The following is a 20,680-nucleotide window of genomic DNA, read 5'->3' on the forward strand; positions in this document are numbered from 1 at the left end:
TATGTTATCTCGAACGAAATTGTCCCTCTTTTTGCTATTGCTGTTTATATTGGAAGGATCGGTGGTACAAGTTTTTGTGCCGAGTGCATGGGGGATGTCTTACGAGACGATTCCCCGCTTTGCTTTGGTGGGAACTATCCTGATTTCCTTGTTTATTGGGAGACGGGAAGGATTGCTATATGGATTGGTCTTTGGACTGTTACAAGATGTTGTTTTCGGTCATATAATCGGCGTGTATACGTTATCTATGATGGTGGCAGGGTACTTTGCTGGACTAGTCTTGATGCTATTTCATCGTAGCTTTGCCGTCGTGTTTACTACGCTTCTTCTAGTTTTGTTTGGGCATGAGTGGCTTACTTATACGCTGTTTCGTTTATTTATGACCAATCCTGTAGATGTTCGTTGGACACTTACTCACGAAATTTTTCCGACAGTTCTTCTAAATATGCTGTTTGCGGCTTTTGTTTATTTGCCGATGAAAAAGCTTTGCTTGCAAGTGAAAGAAAACAAAGAGCGCTCTCATGAGTAGGATCTGACAGAAGGAGGAGTAGCTCGCATGGGAGAGAACCAACAAGAACCTAAATCCCATATTGCCACTAGATTAAACGTTTTGTTTTTTTTCGTATTTATGTTTTTTGCGGCTGTTATTTTGCGGCTTGCCTATGTACAAATCGTAGAGGGAGAACAATATCAACACGATTTGGAAAAGTATAGTATTAGACAATTACCAATACCTGCACCGCGTGGTCGTATCTTAGACGTGAACCACAATGTTTTGGTTTCGAATAAGCCAGTTTTTACGGTTACTTATACATCCGAGCAAAAAAGGGAAATTGATGAGGAAGCAGTAGCCGAAAAGCTGACGAGCTTGTTGCAAATGGATGAAAAGATTGGGACTGATAAAGAGCTGATAAAAAAAGCGACTGAATTGCAGACCACATTACCGGTCACTTTTAAGCCAGAGCAATCTCAAAAGCTAATCCAGCAGCTAACTCCCAAAATTAATGCTCTTCCAAATTCGGCTCAATTAAAAGGGATAAAGGACTATGATTTAGTAAAAACAGCCTTTGCCTTGGGACTCTCAGTAAGATCCCCTTTCGACGAAAATGATCGCGAAGCTTTACAAAAAAAATTGCCAGCAACGATTCAGGTAGACGGCAAGAACGTGGATACGAAGACAGCCTATGACAGTCAATTATTAAAATACGTCATCACAGCTAATGTACCGTATCCAATTGCTCTTGAGGACAAAGTAAAGGAATCTTTGCAAAAGGATGTAAAGTCACTTTTAAGCAAGATGCCTTCTGCTGGGGAGCTAAGCAGTAAAACAGATGCAGAATTACTCCAGTATGCTGCTAGATTTGATTTGGATGTTGCATTGCCATTAACTCCGGAGCAACGTCAGTATCAGTGGCATCGTATTAGCATTTTAAATAGCATGCGAGATTATAGTATGCCTAAATTCATTCCTCGTCGAATTAAGGAAAACGCTACTGAAATTGAAGTAGCCAAAATCAATGAAAATTTAAGTGAATTACCTGGAATTAATGTAATTGTTGAACCTGTTCGGCAAATTAGACAAGATGAGGATGGCGCTTTTGCCACACATATTCTTGGCTACATCAGCCCAATCAATGCAAGTCAGGTCAATGAGTATCTTGCTATGGGATATTCCAAGACAGATCGTATTGGAGTCGAGGGGTTAGAAAGATATTACGAGAAAGATTTACGTGGAAAAGATGGCATTATGGACGTGCAGGTAAACAAGGATGCAGAGACGGTAGTGAAAGGAAGAACTCGCGAAGCAATACCTGGTAATGATCTAGTTCTTTCCTTAGATTATCGCTTCCAAAGTAAATTGGAGGAAATTCTTAAACGAAATGTCAATGAGATGAGACGCTCTGCTAAAGGAAAAGTGAACGCTGCCTCTGCGGTCGTAATGAATCCTAATACAGGTGAGGTTTTGGCTATGGCTAACTACCCTGATTACGATTTAAACCTCCACTATAATCGAAAGCTATTCAATGAGAATTATGAGAAGGTAGTTGCTCCAGCACAGCTTAATAATGTCACTAGGGGTGTTTATCCACCGGCTTCTACGGTGAAACCTATTTCGGTTATGATGGCCTTACAAGAAAAGTTAACCACACCCTATGAGTCAATTTTTGACCCTGGTTATTTCCAATTTGGGGATGTAAAGAAACGAAACTGGAAACTAGGTGGACATGGTCAAGTTGATGCAAGACGAGCAATAGCTGTATCCAATAACACATACATGTACACAATGGGCTGGAGATTAAAGGAGCGCGAGATAGCAAAAGGAAATAGTTATCGTGAATCCTTTAAGATCATTAATTTTTACAATCAGCAATTCGGTCTAGGAGTTAAGACTGGTATTGATTTACCAAGTGAAAAGGCAGGCTGGCCAGCTCCAACATTTGAAATGGGACGTATTGCCGATGCTCTTATTGGACAGTATGATAGCTTTACTCCTATCCAATTGGCTCAATACGTGTCTACAATCGCAAATGGCGGATATCGAATTCGACCGCATATGGTTAAAGAAATTCGAAAAGGCTCTATTGATCCTAAGAAACCAGGTGATGTCATTACAACCATAGAGCCGCAAGTATTGAATAAAATTAATATCAATCCAAGCTACCTCAAGGTTGTTCAAGAAGGGATGCGCCGTGTTACTCAGCCTGGAGGTACTGCTGCGACAGCGATGGCAGGCTTGCCGTTTAGTGTAGCTGCTAAAACAGGTACCGCTCAAACAGGCGGAACATCTTCTGATAACTCCTTGATCCTTGGATATGCGCCTTACGAAAATCCTAAAATTTCCTTTGTAGTAGTGGTTCCGCATTCTGGAGGACATGGTTCAGATAGGATCGCGCGTGAATTGCTGGAGGCTTATCATGCCTTATATCCACTTAACAGCACGGTAACGCCGACAGAGTAGGCTTTCTAAGATTAATTCGCTGAGTTTTTTGTTAGCGAGGCAGGAGTTTGTTGTATAAATGGCGAATGGTAACGGTCGAGGTGAAACATCTCCATGAATACGGCCAAAAGTAAAGTAGTCATTAAAGGAACCAAAGATGGACTTGTCTTTTTTATGGACGATACCTGTTCATTTTCGGAGCTTTTAGATGATTTACGTGAAAAAATTGAGCACAGCCATCCACAATTTTTTAGTGGTCCTCTCATCAGGATTACATTAAAACTTGGGAAGCGTTACTGCACTCCAGAGCAACAGGAAGAGTTAACGCAGATTATTCGCATGAAGGGTAATCTGGTTATTCATATGATCGACTCGGATGTGATTCTTAAAGAAGAAGCATATAAAGAAGCCAAAGCTCCCGGATTGATTGTACAAACAAACACGGTTCGTTCCGGTCAGGTATTAGAATACGACGGAGATATTTTGCTACTGGGTGATGTTAATCCTGGTGGTACGATAAGAAGTACGGGGAGTATCTTCGTGTTAGGTAATCTTCGTGGTGTAGCGCAAGCGGGAACGAATGGCGACAAAGATGCTGTAATCGCCTCCGCTTGCTTACATCCAACCCAACTGAGAATTGCGGAAGTAATCAGCCGTCCGGGAGATGAATGGTCGGACTATAGCGGTACTACTGAGTTTGCTTACTTGGAAGAGGATCGGATGGTAGTCGCTAAAATGAACTTTTTGCATCGCTTACGCTCAGATTTGGGTAAGAAGAAAGCATAACGGTACGGAATGAAGGAGAGGGAGCATACGTGGGTATTGCAATAGTTGTGACTTCAGGGAAAGGCGGAGTGGGGAAAACCACCTCATCTGCTAATATAGGAACCGCATTGGCTCTCAATGGCCAGAAGGTGTGTATGGTAGATACAGATATCGGCTTACGCAATCTGGATGTGGTCATGGGACTAGAAAATCGGATCATTTATGACCTGATTGACGTAGCAGAAGGTAGTTGCCGTTTGCAACAGGCTTTAATTAAAGATAAGCGTTTTGAGACGTTGTCATTATTACCAGCAGCGCAGACCAAGGATAAATCAGCGCTTACAACAGATCAAATGGAAGATATCGTCACTCAATTGAAGCGTGATTTTGACTACGTCATTATTGATTGTCCAGCAGGTATTGAACAAGGATTCCGCAACGCTGTAGCAGGGGCTGATCAGGCTATTGTTGTGACGACTCCGGAAAAGGCGGCAGTACGTGACGCAGATCGTATCATTGGCCTGCTTGAACGTGAAAATGTAGGAATGCCTAAATTAGTAATTAATCGAGTGCGGTCCCATATGGTTAAGAATGGTGACATGTTAGATGTAGAGGATATTCTGGATTTACTTGCCATTGATTTACTGGGTGTGATTCCTGATGATGAATATATCATCAAATCAGCAAATGCAGGCGAGCCGGCAGTGATGAATCATGAATCTCGTGCGTCCTTAGCATATCGAAATGTAGCAAGACGTTTGTTAGGGGAATCAGTGCCTTTACTGCCACTTCAGGATAAACCGGGAGTTTTTCATAAGTTCCGTAAGTTTTTTGGCTTTAAATAAGGAATGCTAGTCGAGAAACAAGAGAACAGGGGTATACTCCTGTTTCTTTTTTACTGATCCGAACTTATGGAATTTTTATCTTACAAAGTGCAACGAAGGTTCTTAGTGCCAAAGGTTTGGTTTTCAAGTTTTTCTTTGCATTTCCGAATAATATAAGACTTACAGATACTAGACCTTAACATGCACGGGGGAAAAAAATGGATTTTGAAAAGCGATATATAAAGCAGTTGGATTGGTTGATTCTGTTGATCCTTCTAGGTCTTGGCTTGTTTAGTTATCTCGGTATAAGCGGATCTGCCCCAGGAGTGGCGACAGCGAACCGACAGCTTATGTGGTATGCTATTGGTTTTGGCGTATTGTTTTGTACACTGATTATCGATTATCGGGTGTTCCGGCAGCTATCATATGTAGTTTACGCTATAGGGCTAGTTTTGCTTTTCGGCGTATTTTTTACGAAGGCGATTAACAACGCTACTAGTTGGTATAATCTGGGTGTCGTTCTGTTTCAACCATCCGAACCTATGAAAATTTTTACGATAATAGCTGCTGCACACTATATGTGCAAACGTGAAGAAAAATTAGGTAAGCCTTATTATCTTTATGAATGGTGGCCTGTATTTCTGATCGTTGGGGTACCGCTTCTCATGATTTTTAAACAACCAGACTTGGGGACAGCTTTAGTCTTTTGTTCTATATTAGCAACCATGTTGATTGTCGGTGGCATTCGAGTACGGCATATGATTACGTTTAGCGGGATTGCTGCTATTGGAGTAGGACTAGTTTCCTATGTTTATCTGTACCATAAAGATGATATTTTTTTTAAATTGATCAAACCTTATCAATGGGCTCGGATTGAATCTTGGTTAAACCCTTATCTTGATCCAGTAGGGCAAGGATTTCAGCTTTTACAATCGCTTATTGCAATTGGATCGGGGCAGTTAACAGGTAAAGGCTTACACACAGCCACACAGGCTAGCTTGCTATGGGTTCCGGTTGGTGAGAGTGATTTCATTTTTACGGTCATCGCGGAGCGTTTAGGGTTTGTTGGAGCAGGAATTATGATGATCCTGTTTTTCGTGTTAGTGTATCGAATGATTCGGATTGCGATGGAGTGTAATGATCCATTCGGTGCCTATGTGGTATCAGGTGTAGTTGGAATGCTTACGTTTCAAATCTTTGAAAATATTGGAATGACCATTCAGCTAATGCCAATTACTGGTTTGCCTTTGCCATTTATTAGTTATGGTGGAAGTTCCCTTTTGACCAATTTCTTAACAATAGGTGTAGTGTTGAATATTGGGATGAGGAAGCAGAAACTTAGTTTCGATTAAGTTAAAAATCGTGACAAACCAATAAATGTGTGATATATTCAAGGTAAGTTAACCATTTTACTTACCTAGTGATTTGATGGATTGGATGATATGCCGTGCTTTTCAGAGATAGCGTCACCATGTGATCAAGTCTCTGTTGGGCACGGCTTTTTTCCTTGAAACAAGCTTTAAGTGATGGTTAACAGATATTTTAATCGTCTGAAAAGGCGAACATTTCTAGGAGGTTTTTTCCATGCAACAAGGTACTGTAAAATGGTTTAACGCAGAAAAAGGTTTCGGTTTCATTCAAGTTGAAGGCGGAGAAGATGTATTCGTACACTACAGCGCTATCCAAACTGAAGGTTTCAAAACTCTAGAAGAAGGTCAAAAAGTTGAGTTTGAAATCGTTCAAGGTAGCCGTGGACCACAAGCTGCTAACGTTACTCGTCTGTAAGATCAAATACGTATAAAAAGAAGCAGTCTCTCTTTTGAGGGGCTGTTTTTTTGCATTTATGCCAATGATTACAGCTCTGTTTTACAGTGTCATATCCCACCTAGACAAGTCATATAATCCAAGTAAAGCTTGGCCTGAAAAGGGGTGGGATGCATGTTTCATGAAAGAGAACGGGTAAAGGAGAGAAGACAGGAAAGAAAAGAACAGCTTCTCTTGCAATCGCGCGACAGTATGCCGCCACACATTGATGAACTACATGATCCGATGGATAGAGTGCTTATTCCTGATCAATATGCAAAAAACACTGATTTCAGCAACGAGACTCCCCCGAGCAAACCGGTGGGGTTCCAGCTTAAAAGGCAGATCTATCTTTCTCTAGCGGTTATTGGTGTGGCCTATGTCCTATTAAAAAGCCCGTTTGGTGTTCCGAATACATGGCGAGATTTATCAAGAGAAGTGATGACTCGCGATTTTAATTTTGAAGGCGTGGCGGTTTGGTACGAACAAGTCACAGGTCACTCGCCAAGCGTGCTACCGGTTCTTTTTAACAAAAAGGAGAAGGAGAGTGTGCCAGCCAACGCGTATCAGCTAAGTAAGTGGAGTTTGCCGAAGGAGTGGAAAATAGCAAAGGAATATGATTCTAAAAGCGCCAAAATAGTTGTTGACTTAGGAGATAAAGGAGAGGTCGTCAACATGGATACCGGCTGGGTAACTTTTGTTGGGGAAAAACCTGGTTATGGAACCACTGTGGTCATGCAGTATACCAATGATCGAGAGATTTGGTATGGAAACCTTGAAAAAGTCAATGTATCTGTAAATGACTGGGTGAATAAAAAGGACACTGTTGGGGTTGCCAAGCCTTTTATCGATCAAGTGGTTAACACGCGTTACCTCTTTATGGCGATGAAACAAAACGGAAGATTTACTAATCCATTGGACGTGATTTCATTTGAGTGACTTTTGGCCAGGCGGTATTCGTGTCCGCATCCACCTTTTATTTTGGCTGGTCATAGGCCTAGCTGTAATGGCTGGTTATTTTATTGAAACGATTGCGTTGTTTATCATTGTACTTATCCATGAGCTTGGTCACATAGCGGCCGCTCGTGAACTTGGCTGGGAAGTAAAAGAAATTCAATTGTTACCCTTCGGTGGAGTCGCGGTTATGGAGGAATCTCCAACATCTGATGCCATAGACGAGATTGTCGTAGCATTAGCAGGTCCTTTTATGAATATCGTTATGATTTTTTTTTCTCTTTTATTTTGGTGGGTAGGTATATGGTCGGAGCATTGGGCCCATTTTTTTATGAAAAGCAATATGATGATTGCTTTGTTTAATTTATTACCGATGTGGCCCTTAGATGGTGGTCGCATTGTGCAGGCAGTCTTAACATCGTTGATTTCTTATCGGAAAGCGGCGATTTTATCATTTAGCAGTAGCTGTGGATTAGCTATTTTACTTCTAGGAGCCGGAATTTGGTTGCTTCATGCCAATCTAACTGCTGTTGCCATCTATTTAGCTCTTACCAATGGGCAAGCATACAAACGCTTTCCTTATCAGTTTGTTCGCTTTTTACATAAAAGATATCAGAGAGCGCCCAGACTAGAGCCGATAGAGCCTGTTCGCGTACCTTCATCTCTCTCTGTTTGGGAAGCTACCCATAAGCTGCAAAAAGGTAAATATCATTTGTTTTATATTACAGGGAAACAAGGTGGCGTACTGCCTGAGGAGAATGTACTTTATGCTTGTCTAGTGGAGCGGCGTCAGCGAGACTGGATCAGCAGCTTGCTGTAGCGTGTGATGCTTCTTGATCATTGGAAAGCTAATTCTGTTATTTTTCAAATCGAGTAGAAATGCGCTACAATGAGAGGATAGGACAGACCTCGAGGAGGAAGATTAGTTGAACAAAAAACAACAACGTGCTCTCCAACAAATTATCGTGAGCCGTGACATAGAAGAAACACGTATTGCTGTCATGGAAGCAGGGCGACTTGCAGAATTGACAATGGAACAGAACAAACCAATGGCGGCGGTAGGCAATATTTACAGAGGACGAGTAAAAAAAGTCTTACCAGCCATGCAAGCTGCCTTTATAGATATTGGAGAAGAGCAGGAAGCGTTTTTATATATTGACGAGGCATTGCCCCCAGGCTGGAAAGTACAGAACCGAGGGGCGGCCAAGCCTAATATTCGGACATTGGTACAAGTAGGCGAGGAAAAAATCGTCCAAATTAGCAAAGAAGCGATAGGAAGCAAATCTCCAAGACTTACCTCTGAAATCAGTCTGCCGGGACGCATGCTGGTTTATTTGCCATTTGCAGGGCTAATCTCGTTGTCACGTAAAATTGTAGACGTAAAACAACGGGAACGACTAAGAGCGTGGGCAATAGATAGCTTAGCTGAGGGAGAAGGGATTATTGTAAGAACGATGGCCGAGGAAGCTTCCGTGGAGCAGTTGCAGACAGAGCTTGATTTCCTGCGTGCAAAATGGAAGGCGGCCTATCAGGAAACGGGAAGGAAAAAAACGCCGTCCCTTCTACTGTCAGCAGATAATGCAGTAAGCCGCATTTTGTTAGATCGCTCGGAAGATCAGATGCTGGAAATAGCAGTGGATGACGCAGAGCTGTATCATGAGCTTAGGGGACAAGCAAAGGCTATTTATCCAGCCATGTTTAATAAAATTCAATTTTATCAAGGAAAAACTTCTGTGTTAGATGCCTATGGTGTCGACAAAGAAATTGAAAAAGCTCTGTATAGGCAAGTGTGGCTGAAAAATGGTGGCTTCTTGGTAATTGATCAAACAGAGGCTATGACCGTAATCGATGTTAATACAGGGAAATTCACGGGGAAGAGCGGTCAGCAGCTAGAGGATACCGTGACGGCAACCAATGTGGAGGCTGCCCAAGAGATTGCTAGACAACTAAGGCTTCGCGATATTGGCGGTATTATCATTATTGATTTCATTGATATGAAGCAGGCCAAAAACCAGCAGATTGTACAGGAAGCCTTGCAGAGAGAATTAGACAAAGACGTGACCAATAGTTATGTCATGGGCTTTACACAATTAGGCCTTTTGGAAATGACAAGGAAAAAGGTAAGAAACAACCTTGCATCTGTTCTAACCAAGCCATGCATCACTTGCAGTGGTAAGGGGAGAATTTTAACGGAGCAGGAGGTAGCTGGACGTTTTATTCGAGAGGCTAAAGCATTGATCCGGGCACAGGATGCAGAAGCTATTGTAGCCGCTTTTCATCCTCATGTGTATGAGTATGTTCAAGCTGAGGGAAGACGTGAGCAATTTGCGAAGGATTGGGGTGTCTTGGTTCAATTTATTTCACGTGAAACCATGCACCCCAGTGAATATCAGATTCTGCATGTTGGAAAAAAGGCTGACTCTAAACGTTTTTCTTGACCTTTTCTGCTAGGTATGATATTATCTGATTGTTATGCAGCTATGCTTGTACCTTGAGCATACTGTAACCGCGCGAATCAGGTTTTAGTAAGATGGTTTGTAAAGCCACACCTGCATGAGGCGAGTCTGAGTATAGGAGGTGCAATAGAATGTACGCAATTATCGTAACAGGTGGTAAACAATACAAAGTTGAAGAGGGTGCTACTCTTTTCATCGAAAAACTAGCTGCTTCCGAAGGTGAAACAGTTACTTTTGATCAAGTATTGTTCGTAAGCAAAGACGGTAAAGTAACTGCGGGTACTCCAACTGTAGCTGGTGCAACTGTAACAGCTAAAGTTGAAAAGCACGGTAAAGGTGAGAAAGTTATCGTGTACAAGTACAAAGCAAAGAAAAACTACCGTCGTAAGCAAGGTCACCGTCAACCATTCTCTAAAGTTGTTATCGAAAAGATCAACGCGTAATGGTTAAGGTCGAGGTAATTCGATCCCAGACGGGCATTGCAGAGATTGCTATGACAGGTCATGCCAATGCTGGCAAATACGGAGAGGACATTGTTTGTTCGGCTGTATCGGCTATTATTTTAGGCAACCTGAATGCGGTACATCTTTTGCTCGGTTTGAAGCCGGATGTGGAAATGAACACAGAAGAGGGCGGATTTTTAAAGTGGCGGCTTTCATCTTTGGATGATCCGGCTCTTGAAGAGAAGCAACAACTACTAGCGGAAAGCACAGTGGTTGCTCTACTGGCTATTTCCCAAAACTACGGAACATATATTTCTGTACAAGATTCAAAATGGCAAGGGGGTGCTCACTCATGATGAACATGCTATTCACTATGGACCTGCAATTCTTCGCATCCAAAAAAGGGGTAGGTTCTACAAAGAACGGTCGTGACTCCATCGCTAAGCGCCTTGGTACAAAGCGTGGCGACGGCCAATTCGTAAAAGCTGGTAACATTCTTGTTCGCCAACGCGGAACAAAAATTTATCCAGGTGCTAACGTAGGCATCGGCGGCGACGATACTTTGTTCGCGAAAGCTGACGGAATCGTTCGTTTCAAACGTCTGGGACGCGATCGCAAGCAAGTTGTGATCGAACCAGTTGTTGCTGAAGCGTAATAACGACAAGAAGCTAAAACCCAGCCAATCGCTGGGTTTTTCTTTTTACTCACGATCCTTTACTCTACTCGTACTTATGTTAAAATAAAAGATGGAATCCATATAGTGACAGGTGGGAAAACATGAAGGACGAACAAAAGTTTATAACGGATCATGCGGACACGTTATTGAGAATTTTAAATCAGGATCGTCATGATTGGCTCAATCATCTTCAGGTTCTCCATGCTTATTTGAAGCTGGGACGCTACCAAGATGGGGAGGCTTACCTGCAAAAAGTGACCGAGGAAGCTCACCGTGAAAGTATGATTGCTCGCATAAACTGTTCGCGTTTGTCTGCTTTCTTTTTGACGTTTAATGCGTTAAATCGAGACATAATAGTAGAAGTAGAGGTTAAAACACAGGTAGATGTGACCAAGCTAGAGATGCAAAGCGATAGCTTTTTTTATTTGATTTCAACTTGCATCGGTCTATTACAGCATCACTTGCATACAGAACAAGTGGAGCATCCTCACTTAGCGGTGACGTTGTTTCACTCGGATAATGAAGTATTTGCCAACTTTGACTTGGAAGGTCAGGTCTCTGCATTAGTTGCAGGGGAAGTGGAAAAGCTTATTCATGATCACAAGGGTATGGCCAAGCTCGTAAGTGAACAAATACATACCGATACAGGCTGGATTGCTGAAATGAGCTTTCCTTGCAAAATGTAGAGAGGTGGCAATTTCGTGTTTGTTGATCAAGTAAAAGTTTATGTAAAAGGTGGAGACGGCGGTAATGGAGCAGTTTCATTCCGTCGTGAAAAGTATGTAGCACTCGGAGGTCCTGCGGGTGGAGATGGTGGTAAGGGAGCGAACGTTGTTTTCGTCGTGGACGAAGGGTTGCGTACGCTTATTGATTTCCGTTACCAACGACATTTTAAAGCAAAACGTGGTGAACACGGAAGAACGAAAGGAATGCACGGTGCTGGAGCAGAGGATATGATCGTTCGTGTTCCTCCAGGTACTACCGTGTACGATGATGATACACAAGAAGTGATTGCTGATCTTATTGAACATGGTCAGCGTGCAATTATTGCTAAAGGTGGCCGCGGCGGACGAGGTAATATTCGTTTTGCCACTGCTTCTAATCCGGCTCCCGAAATCGCGGAGAACGGGGAACCAGGTCAAGAACGCTATATTCGTATGGAGTTAAAGCTGATTGCGGACGTAGGCTTAGTTGGTTATCCAAGTGTAGGAAAATCAACGCTTCTATCTTCCGTTACAGCAGCAAAGCCTAAGATTGCTGCGTATCATTTCACAACAATCGCTCCAAATCTAGGTGTAGTAGACCTAGGTGAAAAAAGCTTTGTAATGGCTGATTTGCCAGGCCTTATTGAAGGTGCTCATGAAGGCGTTGGGCTTGGTCATCAGTTTTTACGTCATGTTGAGCGTACAAGGCTGATTGTACATGTGATTGATATGGCTGCGACTGAGGGCCGTGATCCATACGAGGATTATCTTCAAATTAACGAAGAACTTAAACATTACAATGCCCGCATGGAAGACAGACCACAAATTATTGTGGCTAATAAAATGGATTTGCCGGATGCAGAAGTGCATTTACAGGCTTTCCGTGAAAAATGTCCAGATGCGAAAATATATCCGATTTCTGGCGCCACTCGTCAGGGTGTACAAGAACTCATGTATGCTATTAGTGATTTACTCGAGACGATCCCAGAGCGTTTCGAAGTAGAGGAAGTAGTGGAAGTAGAAGAAAGAGTTGTGTTTAAAGCAGAGCCAGAAGAAATACCATTTGTCATTACAAGAGAGAATGACGTATTTGTGGTGAGTGGTGAGAAGCTTGAAAAATTAACGAAGATGACTAACTTGAACAGCTATGACTCCATTCAACGTTTTGCACGTTTGATGCGCACAATGGGAATTGATCAGGCCCTTCGTGAGCGTGGTGCGAAAGATGGAGATACCGTTCAGATTGGTAAATTTGAATTTGAGTTCCAAGAGTAAACTTTCGTTAAAAGTGAGTGTGGTGAGATGGGGACTATGGGGGAAGACAGACAGCTTGTACGCGGAACCATTGTACATGTATCACGTGAAAATGAATCCGTTGCTCTAAAGGATGCTATGATAGAGTATCAGAAGGGAGATTATTTACTACTCTCTTGTATTTTAGATCAGGCGAATCCTTCTTTTTTGGGTTGTATTCTTCATGTGCGTTTCAATGAAGGTCAGGAGTATCAAGCCTACGAGGTATATACAGAGAAGATCGCATGGCCGGTTGTGATTATGGGACTACTCCCTGTACGCACAGAATCAGTAGCTGAGGGATCGAAGCAGCAGAAAGGACAAACCTCTTCCTCTGTTGTAAGCTCTCATGATGCTACTCGCCAAGCTATCCTAGCAAAATTAAAGGGAAGCAAGCAAGATGCATCCGCTCTCACGAATAACCAGTCTGGTAATCGAGAAAATCAGGCTCAACAATTGGTGAAGCCTGATTTTATTATTAATGTTCCTTACAAGCGAATGGGAGCTAAACCGAATGAAGAGCTGGGAGAGGGAGTACTCCTTAGCTTTTCGGAAAAGGAGCTTCATGTAGGAACAGATGGTTATTTGGCAAAGGGGGATTTTGTTAATCTCTCGTTTGTAATTCCACGTACGAAAACGGAAGTAGTAGCCATGACGAAAGTAATTGAAAAGCGGTTTGATAATAATATCACAATTGTTACGCTCTCGATCACAGATGTCGATCCTGCTCAGCATGCTGAGCTAATCGCCTACCACAAGACGATGTTATCTTAAACCTTAATAAAGGCACCTCGTTTTACCATAACGAGATGCCTTTTTATTTTGCTTTATGAGCGTCAATCAACCCCCGCGCTCGTTGTCTATCTGATAATTTGGAGAAACAGCCATGCGCTTCTCATCTAATTTTTTCCCGAATTGATCCAGCGATCCTGGTTTTCCAACAGCATTGTGGTTACGTCTTTGTGATTTATCAGATTTTCCACGTCCACCCATTCGTACACCTCCTTTATTAGAATAAGATGGTACATTTTTATGATTGGAAAAACATGGACAGTATAAGGTTTTGGCTGGTTTTACTGTCACAGCCTAGTGTGTACGTCGATAGTCGCTTTCATGTAATCCGCTTTTTGGGGTTGTCATAGTATCAGAGTCAGCGTATAATGTCCTTTATAAGAAAACACATGTATTTTTCAGGAGGACACATGAGTAAACGAGATGAAAAATTCTATTTAATTAGAGCGGACATCCTCCCAGAATCGATCGCGAAGACGATTGAAGTAAAAAAATTGTTAGAATCAGGCGAAATTGACACGGTAAATGAAGCGGTCGAGCGGGTTGGGCTGAGTCGTAGTGCTTTCTATAAATACAAAGATGCGATTTTCCCTTTCAACGCCATGATGAGTGAAAAGATTATGACCGTGAGTCTTACGTTGGAGCATCGTTCGGGAATTTTATCGAGGGTATTGCAATTTGTAGCAGAAAAAGGTGGGAATGTCCTAACAATCAATCAAACCATTCCGTTGCAAGGGATTGCCAATGTAGCAATGTCTGTAGATATGGCACAGCTACATATGCCAACGACGGAGTTTTTAGATTTGCTTGAAAAGCTACAAGGAGTACGCAAGGCAGTAATCGTGGGCAGAGGCTAATAACGAGGACAATCAAGGAGGCGTAAGCATGGAGAAAAAGCAGGTAAAAGTAGGATTGATGGGACTTGGAACGGTAGGAACAGGTGTAGTTCGGATTGTGGATGCTCATCAGGAGGACCTGTTTAACCAAACGGGTCTGAGCATTGAGATTCATAAGATTCTGGTACAGGACAAAGAAAAAGCCCGGAGTATCGTAATTGATCAGGAGAAAATCACCACGAACGCGGATGAATTATTAGAAGACCCGGATATTGATGTCATTGTTGAGGTAATTGGTGGCATACACCCTACAAAAGATTATCTGCTAAAGGCTCTTGCAAAAGGGAAAAATGTAGTCACAGCAAATAAGGATTTAATGGCGTTGCATGGTGCAGAGCTATTGCATAAAGCCCAAGAAAAAAAATGCGATGTTTTTTATGAAGCGAGCGTTGCTGGGGGAATCCCGATACTTCGCGCTTTGGTAGAAGGCTTTTCCTCGGACAGAATCACTAAAATGATGGGGATTGTAAATGGTACGACTAACTATATTATGACTAAAATGAGCAAGGAAGGGGCTGAATATCGGGAAGTACTGGCTGAAGCTCAAGCCCTTGGATATGCAGAGTCTGATCCGACTGCCGATGTGGAAGGCTTCGATGCCGCTAGAAAGATGGCAATCCTCTCTACACTTGGCTTCCGTGTTCCGATGAATTTGGAAGATGTACAGGTAAGAGGTATTAGCAAGGTTAACAAAGAGGATATTGCTTACGGGAAAAAATTAGGCTACGAAGTAAAGTTGCTTGGGATTGCACGTCGCGATAACGATGAAATTGAAGTGAGCGTACAGCCTACAATGGTTCATAAGTCCCACCCGTTAGCTTCTGTGAATGGCGTGTTTAACGCGGTGTATGTTCATGGGGAAGCGGTGGGAGAAACGATGTTTTATGGACCTGGAGCTGGTGAGATGCCAACGGCTACAGCAGTGGTTTCTGATTTGATTAGCGTAGTAAAAAATATGAAATTAGGTGTAAATGGACGTGGAACAGTGGCACCATACAAAGAGAAAAAACTAAAAACTGATGATAAAAAATTCTCGAAATACTTCATACGACTGATCGTTGCAGATAAGCGTGGCGTACTTGCTCAAATTACAAACCTGTTAGCAGAGAAGGATGTTAGTTTGGATCAGGTTATCCAACAGCCGTATCAGGATAGCGGTCAATCCGAGATTGTAATGGTTACACATACTTCCTCCAAATATAATGTGGCATCCGTACTAAAAACGCTAGAGGGCATGGATGTGATTAGCGAAATCAAGAGCTACTATCAGGTGGAGGGTACAGATAAGGAAGCAGGTGCTGTTCATAATGAGTAAGGATAGACTAGGGATTATCGCACAGTATAAAGAATTTTTGCCCGTATCAGAAAATACGCCTCTTTTGACCCTGCATGAGGGAAATACCCCATTGGTCCATGCAGCTCGCTTATCTGAAGAGTGGGGAGTAGAGCTTCACTTTAAATATGAGGGGTTAAATCCGACCGGCTCCTTTAAAGACCGAGGCATGGTGATGGCAGTTGCCAAGGCAGTGGAAGAGGGAAGTAATACCATTATGTGTGCTTCAACAGGCAATACATCTGCTGCCGCTGCCGCTTATGCAGCTCGTGCAGGACTGCGTTGTATCGTATTAATTCCAGATGGAAACATTGCCTTAGGTAAATTGGCCCAAGCAATTGCTTATGGAGCAGAAGTCATTTCAATCAACGGCAATTTTGATGAAGCATTGCGCATTGTCCAACAAATTACACAAGAAGAGCCCATTACTTTAGTTAATTCGGTAAATCCATATAGAATTGAAGGACAAAAAACAGCATCCTTTGAGATATGTGACCGTTTAGGAGAAGCTCCTGATATTTTAGCAATTCCAGTTGGAAATGCAGGTAATATCACAGCTTATTGGAAGGGCTTTACAGAATATCATCGTGCAGGTAAGATTACCTCCCTACCAAAAATGTACGGATTTCAAGCAGCAGGAGCAGCCCCACTTGTCTTAGGGCATCCTGTAGAACAGCCTGAAACAATTGCAACAGCGATTCGTATCGGGAATCCTGCTAGCAAAGATGGAGCCTTACAGGCATTGAAGCAGTCAAATGGTCGCATAGAAAGTGTCACAGACGAGGAGATTTTAGAAGCGTACCAGCTTTTAGCTAAAAAAGAGGGCATCTTCTGTGAGCCTGCCTCTGCAGCCTCCTTTGCAGGTATCATTAAATTACACCGGATGGGACAGTTGGCACAAGGAGCTCGCATCGTATGCGTCTTGACTGGGCATGGCTTAAAAGATCCGAGCATCGCAATTAAGACTATTGCCAACGAACCCGTGAAAGTGCCTGCGACAAGAGAAGATGTCATGGGACTGATCAAAAAGTAAAGTAGGTGTCAGCATGTCTATACAGAAAGTAACAGTGAGAGTACCAGCTAGCACAGCCAATCTGGGTGCTGGTTTTGATACAATCGGTCTTGCTTTCCAGCTTTATACAACCATAACCATGAGCATTGCCGAGCAAACTGCGATTCGATTAGTGGGACCAGAGCTTGCTAGCTTGCCTCAAGATAAAACCAATCTACTTTACGAAGTGGCGGCCTTCTTATTCGAGAAGGCCTCGCTTCCTATACCTGAATTAGCGATTGAGGTAGAGACGGAGGTTCCCTTGACTCGAGGGCTTGGCAGTAGTGCAGCAGCAGTTGTAGGTGCTTTAATCGCAGCGAATGTCCTTGCAAGTAAGCCGTTTACAGACGGACAGCTCTTTACGTTTGCCAGCCGTTGGGAGGGACATCCAGATAATGTAGGAGCTTCACAATTTGGCGGTCTAATTATTTCAGCGTTACCAGATAATGAAGCTGAGCAAGTTCCTTATGTTAAATTTTCGGTTCCTGAGCGATTGAAGACACTGGTAGTCATTCCTGATTTTGAATTGCCTACTCATCAAGCGAGGAAAGCATTGCCTGATCAATATTCCCGTGAAGATGCGGTTTATAATATTTCACGTGCAAGCTTATTGGTTGCTGCGTTTGCTCAAGACCGTTTAGATTTATTGGCTACTGCTATGCAGGATCGTCTACATCAGCCTTATCGTACAGCGTTGGTGCCAGGCCTATCTGAGATTGTGGAAAAAGCGCAGGATTACGGCGCCTTAGGGGCAGCCTTGTCAGGAGCAGGGCCAACTATTCTTTGCTTTTTCGAAAATGATCAAGCAGAGCAGAGACTGTTACAATTTATTGAACAAGTAATGCAGAAAAATCAATTAAGCTATTCTACTATGGTGCTCCTTCCTGATGATAATGGGGCAATTATTGACACAAGCCCTGTATATACAGCATAATGCATAGAAAAACATCAGATGGGAGCATGAAGTATAATGGGGAGAACACTAGCTTTTTTAGGACCTTCTGGCACATTTACAGAGGAGGCAGTACGTCATTTGCCTATTCAAGAGGAGCTCACAACTCAACCATTTGTAAGCATTCTTGATGTGCTGGAAGCAGTTAATACGAATCAGGCCGATTTTGGTGTGGTACCCATTGAGAATTCAATTGAAGGAACAGTTAATTTAACGATGGATGGCTTAATACATGGGGAGAAACTGCCTATTTTAGCAGAATTAGCTCTGCCAATCACTCAGCACCTATTAATGGCAGTTAGGCCAAAGCCACTTTTATTACAGCAGATTACAAAGGTCTTCTCTCATTCGCATGCGATTGCCCAATGTCGCTTGTTCCTACAAAAATACTTACCACATGTAGAGATTGAATATACCAACAGTACGGCGTCAGCAGCTAAACTTGTAAGTGAAGAACCAGATCAACCATGGGCGGCTATTGGAACGAGATTAAATACAGAAATATACCCGCTTTTTCTCGCTCAGGAAAGCATTCAGGACTATGCTAACAATTTTACGAGATTTGTGCTGGTGGGAAAAAGTCAGTTAGATTTACTGGTATCTGATAAGTATAAAACAACCATATTGGTCACATTACCCGAAGATTATTCAGGGGCACTGTATCAGGTATTGGCAGCATTCGTTTGGCGCAAATTGAATTTGTCCCGCATCGAATCACGACCTACGAAAAAAGGTTTGGGTAGCTATTATTTTGTATTGGATATCGTACAGGGCATGGACACAGTGTTAATGCCAGGCGCTTTTGCAGAGATAGAGGCATTGGGATGTCAGGTTCGTGTACTGGGTAGCTATCCAGTGTTCGCCTATAGGGGTATAGGTGAAAAGAATTGACGCTATGTTGCATATAGATTTATACTATTCAAAAACGTTAGAAAAAAGGGTGAAGTAGCATGACGCAGCAGTTGATCTACTTAAACGGTGAATTTGTAGAAAAAGAAAATGCAAAAATTTCTGTCTATGATCATGGCTTCTTGTATGGGGATGGAATTTTTGAAGGAATTCGTGTTTATAATGGTAATATATTCCGCCTGCAAGAGCATATCGAACGTTTATATGAATCCGCACTATCCATCATGCTCGTTATTCCGATGAAAATAGAAGAAATGATGGATGCAGTAGTTGAAACCGTTAGAAAAAATGAACTGCGTGATGCCTATATACGACTTGTAATCTCGCGTGGCGATGGGGATTTAGGTCTTGATCCTCGTAGCTGTAAGCGGGCGAATATTGTTATTATTGTTGAACAGCTTCGACTCTTTCCGCAAGAATTATATGAGACAGGATTAAAAATTGTGACAGTTCCAACACGTCGCAACAAACCAGATGCATTGAATCCAAAGATCAAATCTCTAAACTATTTAAACAATGTTATGGTGCGAATGGAAGCTAGCATGGCTAATGTTAGTGAAGCGTTAATGCTAAATAGCGAGGGCTATGTAACTGAAGGCTCAGGCGATAATATTTTCCTTGTAAAAAAAGGTGTTATTTATACGCCTCCTACTTACTTAGGTGCGTTGGATGGCATTACACGTCAAGCGATTATGGATATCGCTAGAGAACTAGGTTATGTGGTTAAAGAGGAACCTTTCACTCGTCATGATGTCTATATTGCTGATGAAGTATTCCTGACAGGGACAGCAGCAGAGGTAATTTCAGTATCAGAAGTGGATGCACGAGTAATTCGTGACGGAAAACCAGGTCCTGTGACAAAACAATTGCTGGAAGAATTCCGCCGTTATGTCCAAGAAGATGGTGTAAAAGTATACGAATAAGGGAAAGAAATCAAAAAATAATGGAGAACAGAGCCGGTAAATATTTATGGCTCTGTTTTTTTATGCGATAAATTGAACAGGAGCAAAACGCCTAGAGGCGCATAACATGGTAGGGACTCAAGTATGAGAGGAGAGGCAGTAGTGAAAATCCATATCGTACAAAAAGGGGACACCATGTGGAAGATTGCTAAGAAATATGGTGTCGACTTTCAAGAACTATTGGATCTAAACAAATCAACAATAAAAAATCCGGATAAAATTATGCCTGGAATGAGAGTAAAAATACCAACCGGTACGTCCAGAAGACCGGGAATGGAACAGCGACCGCACATGGAAAGACCGATGAAAGAAAGACCTGTGCCTCAGGTGCCAAGCAAGGAGATGCCGATACCTCCAGCATATGAATCACCGGAGATGATGGAGTCTCCAGTTATACCACGGCCAGAAGAAATGATGCCGCCACCTGTACCGCCTGTTGCACCTGTACCGCCTGTTGCACCTGTACCGCCTGTTGCGCCTGTACCGCCTGTTGCGCCTGTACCGCCTGTTGCGCCTGTACCGCCTGTTGCGCCTGTACCACCTGTTGCACCTGTACCGCCTGTACCATCTCCACCACCAAGACCGGTACCACAGCCAGCACCGCCTGAGGAAAGGCCTAAAAGGGCGATTCCACCTTTGAAAGAAATGCCCAAACGACATATTCCAATCCCAATACCTATACCAGTACCTGTACCAAGACCAGCACCAAGACCAGCACCAAGACCAGCACCACAACCAGCACCAAGACCAGTACCACAGCCAGCACCAAGACCAGTACCGCAGCCAGCACCACAGCCAGCACCAAGACCAGTACCACAGCCAGCACCAAGACCAGTACCACAACCAGCACCAAGACCAGCACCACAGCCAGACACACCAACAGACACAACTCCCGCAACGAGTCCAGCAGCAAAAACGGAACAAGACCA

The 20,680-nt window shown here is 42.8% G+C and carries 23 protein-coding genes, 1 pseudogene and 1 other annotated feature; of the genes and pseudogenes, 22 read left to right on the forward strand and 2 right to left on the reverse strand.

Annotated elements, in window-relative coordinates:
- The first annotated feature begins 1 nt into the window (after position 1).
- From mreD to AYJ08_RS20510, 15 genes are all read left to right on the forward strand, one after another.
- On the forward strand, positions 2-529 hold the full coding sequence (gene mreD / locus AYJ08_RS20440; RefSeq protein ID WP_031410668.1) for a rod shape-determining protein MreD: 528 nt from the start codon (positions 2-4) through the stop codon (positions 527-529).
- A 27-nt stretch (positions 530-556) separates the two neighbouring features.
- Positions 557-2,959, forward strand: coding sequence for a penicillin-binding transpeptidase domain-containing protein (locus AYJ08_RS20445; RefSeq protein WP_064019238.1), 2,403 nt, complete (start codon positions 557-559; stop codon positions 2,957-2,959).
- Between the two features lie 93 nt (positions 2,960-3,052).
- Positions 3,053-3,724 carry a septum site-determining protein MinC gene (minC, locus tag AYJ08_RS20450; protein ID WP_003346023.1) on the forward strand — a complete coding sequence of 224 codons (672 nt, stop codon included), beginning with the start codon at positions 3,053-3,055 and terminating at the stop codon, positions 3,722-3,724.
- Positions 3,725-3,753: 29 nt separating this feature from the next.
- On the forward strand, positions 3,754-4,548 hold the full coding sequence (gene minD / locus AYJ08_RS20455; protein ID WP_064019239.1) for a septum site-determining protein MinD: 795 nt from the start codon (positions 3,754-3,756) through the stop codon (positions 4,546-4,548).
- A 197-nt stretch (positions 4,549-4,745) separates the two neighbouring features.
- Positions 4,746-5,879: a rod shape-determining protein RodA gene (rodA, locus tag AYJ08_RS20460; protein WP_064019240.1), complete on the forward strand. Its 1,134-nt coding sequence runs from the start codon at positions 4,746-4,748 to the stop codon at positions 5,877-5,879.
- 232 nt (positions 5,880-6,111) lie between these two features.
- On the forward strand, positions 6,112-6,312 hold the full coding sequence (locus AYJ08_RS20465; RefSeq protein ID WP_031410659.1) for a cold-shock protein: 201 nt from the start codon (positions 6,112-6,114) through the stop codon (positions 6,310-6,312).
- Positions 6,313-6,465: 153 nt separating this feature from the next.
- Complete coding sequence (locus AYJ08_RS20470) at positions 6,466-7,269, forward strand: M23 family metallopeptidase (RefSeq protein WP_064019241.1); 804 nt, start codon at positions 6,466-6,468, stop codon at positions 7,267-7,269.
- Complete coding sequence (locus AYJ08_RS20475) at positions 7,262-8,104, forward strand: M50 family metallopeptidase (RefSeq protein WP_064019242.1); 843 nt, start codon at positions 7,262-7,264, stop codon at positions 8,102-8,104. Before AYJ08_RS20470 ends, AYJ08_RS20475 begins: the two co-directional genes overlap by 8 nt.
- Positions 8,105-8,210: 106 nt before the next feature.
- On the forward strand, positions 8,211-9,722 hold the full coding sequence (locus AYJ08_RS20480) for an Rne/Rng family ribonuclease (RefSeq protein WP_064019243.1): 1,512 nt from the start codon (positions 8,211-8,213) through the stop codon (positions 9,720-9,722).
- Positions 9,723-9,778: 56 nt separating this feature from the next.
- Positions 9,779-9,860 (forward strand) — a sequence feature (ribosomal protein L21 leader region).
- 11 nt (positions 9,861-9,871) lie between these two features.
- Positions 9,872-10,183, forward strand: coding sequence for a 50S ribosomal protein L21 (rplU, locus tag AYJ08_RS20485; protein WP_003338381.1), 312 nt, complete (start codon positions 9,872-9,874; stop codon positions 10,181-10,183).
- Positions 10,183-10,539: a ribosomal-processing cysteine protease Prp gene (locus tag AYJ08_RS20490; protein WP_022585795.1), complete on the forward strand. Its 357-nt coding sequence runs from the start codon at positions 10,183-10,185 to the stop codon at positions 10,537-10,539. The genes rplU and AYJ08_RS20490 overlap by 1 nt, the downstream gene beginning before the upstream one ends.
- Before the next feature lie 5 nt (positions 10,540-10,544).
- Complete coding sequence (rpmA, locus tag AYJ08_RS20495) at positions 10,545-10,838, forward strand: 50S ribosomal protein L27 (protein WP_026315215.1); 294 nt, start codon at positions 10,545-10,547, stop codon at positions 10,836-10,838.
- Between the two features lie 122 nt (positions 10,839-10,960).
- Complete coding sequence (locus AYJ08_RS20500) at positions 10,961-11,545, forward strand: Spo0B domain-containing protein (RefSeq protein ID WP_031410648.1); 585 nt, start codon at positions 10,961-10,963, stop codon at positions 11,543-11,545.
- Positions 11,546-11,560: 15 nt separating this feature from the next.
- Positions 11,561-12,838 (forward strand): GTPase ObgE, encoded by a 1,278-nt coding sequence (gene obgE, locus AYJ08_RS20505; RefSeq protein WP_031410647.1) that lies wholly within the window; start codon positions 11,561-11,563, stop codon positions 12,836-12,838.
- 36 nt (positions 12,839-12,874) lie between these two features.
- Positions 12,875-13,630 (forward strand): hypothetical protein, encoded by a 756-nt coding sequence (locus AYJ08_RS20510; RefSeq protein WP_064019244.1) that lies wholly within the window; start codon positions 12,875-12,877, stop codon positions 13,628-13,630.
- Between the two features lie 66 nt (positions 13,631-13,696).
- Here AYJ08_RS20510 and AYJ08_RS24150 read toward each other — a convergent pair whose 3' ends face one another.
- Complete coding sequence (locus tag AYJ08_RS24150; RefSeq protein ID WP_197490771.1) at positions 13,697-13,849, reverse strand: hypothetical protein; 153 nt, start codon at positions 13,847-13,849, stop codon at positions 13,697-13,699.
- 209 nt (positions 13,850-14,058) lie between these two features.
- On the opposite strand from AYJ08_RS24150, the gene AYJ08_RS20515 reads away from it, so the two are divergent.
- The 7 genes and pseudogenes from AYJ08_RS20515 to safA form a co-directional block, all read left to right on the forward strand.
- A complete protein-coding gene (locus AYJ08_RS20515) occupies positions 14,059-14,505 on the forward strand; it encodes an ACT domain-containing protein (RefSeq protein ID WP_064019245.1) in 447 nt (148 codons plus the stop codon).
- 28 nt (positions 14,506-14,533) lie between these two features.
- Entirely contained in the window at positions 14,534-15,859 is a 1,326-nt protein-coding gene (locus AYJ08_RS20520; protein WP_064019246.1) for a homoserine dehydrogenase, read from the forward strand.
- Complete coding sequence (thrC, locus tag AYJ08_RS20525) at positions 15,852-16,910, forward strand: threonine synthase (protein ID WP_064019247.1); 1,059 nt, start codon at positions 15,852-15,854, stop codon at positions 16,908-16,910. Before AYJ08_RS20520 ends, thrC begins: the two co-directional genes overlap by 8 nt.
- Positions 16,911-16,923: 13 nt before the next feature.
- Positions 16,924-17,862, forward strand: a complete 939-nt coding sequence (gene thrB / locus AYJ08_RS20530) for a homoserine kinase (protein WP_064019248.1) — start codon at positions 16,924-16,926, stop codon at positions 17,860-17,862.
- A 36-nt stretch (positions 17,863-17,898) separates the two neighbouring features.
- Positions 17,899-18,771, forward strand: coding sequence for a prephenate dehydratase (gene pheA / locus AYJ08_RS20535; RefSeq protein WP_064019249.1), 873 nt, complete (start codon positions 17,899-17,901; stop codon positions 18,769-18,771).
- A 59-nt stretch (positions 18,772-18,830) separates the two neighbouring features.
- Complete coding sequence (gene ilvE / locus AYJ08_RS20540; protein ID WP_064019250.1) at positions 18,831-19,712, forward strand: branched-chain-amino-acid transaminase; 882 nt, start codon at positions 18,831-18,833, stop codon at positions 19,710-19,712.
- Between the two features lie 123 nt (positions 19,713-19,835).
- A pseudogene (safA, locus tag AYJ08_RS24640) lies at positions 19,836-19,991 on the forward strand (SafA/ExsA family spore coat assembly protein); the annotation flags it as partial.
- 83 nt (positions 19,992-20,074) lie between these two features.
- Here safA and AYJ08_RS24645 read toward each other — a convergent pair.
- Positions 20,075-20,680, reverse strand: a 606-nt coding sequence (locus AYJ08_RS24645; RefSeq protein WP_231929218.1) for a hypothetical protein, incomplete at its 5' end; no start/stop codon positions are given.

Origin of the sequence: Brevibacillus sp. SKDU10 (assembly GCF_001645205.1) — a bacterium.
Classification (GTDB): domain Bacteria; phylum Bacillota; class Bacilli; order Brevibacillales; family Brevibacillaceae; genus Brevibacillus_B; species Brevibacillus_B halotolerans.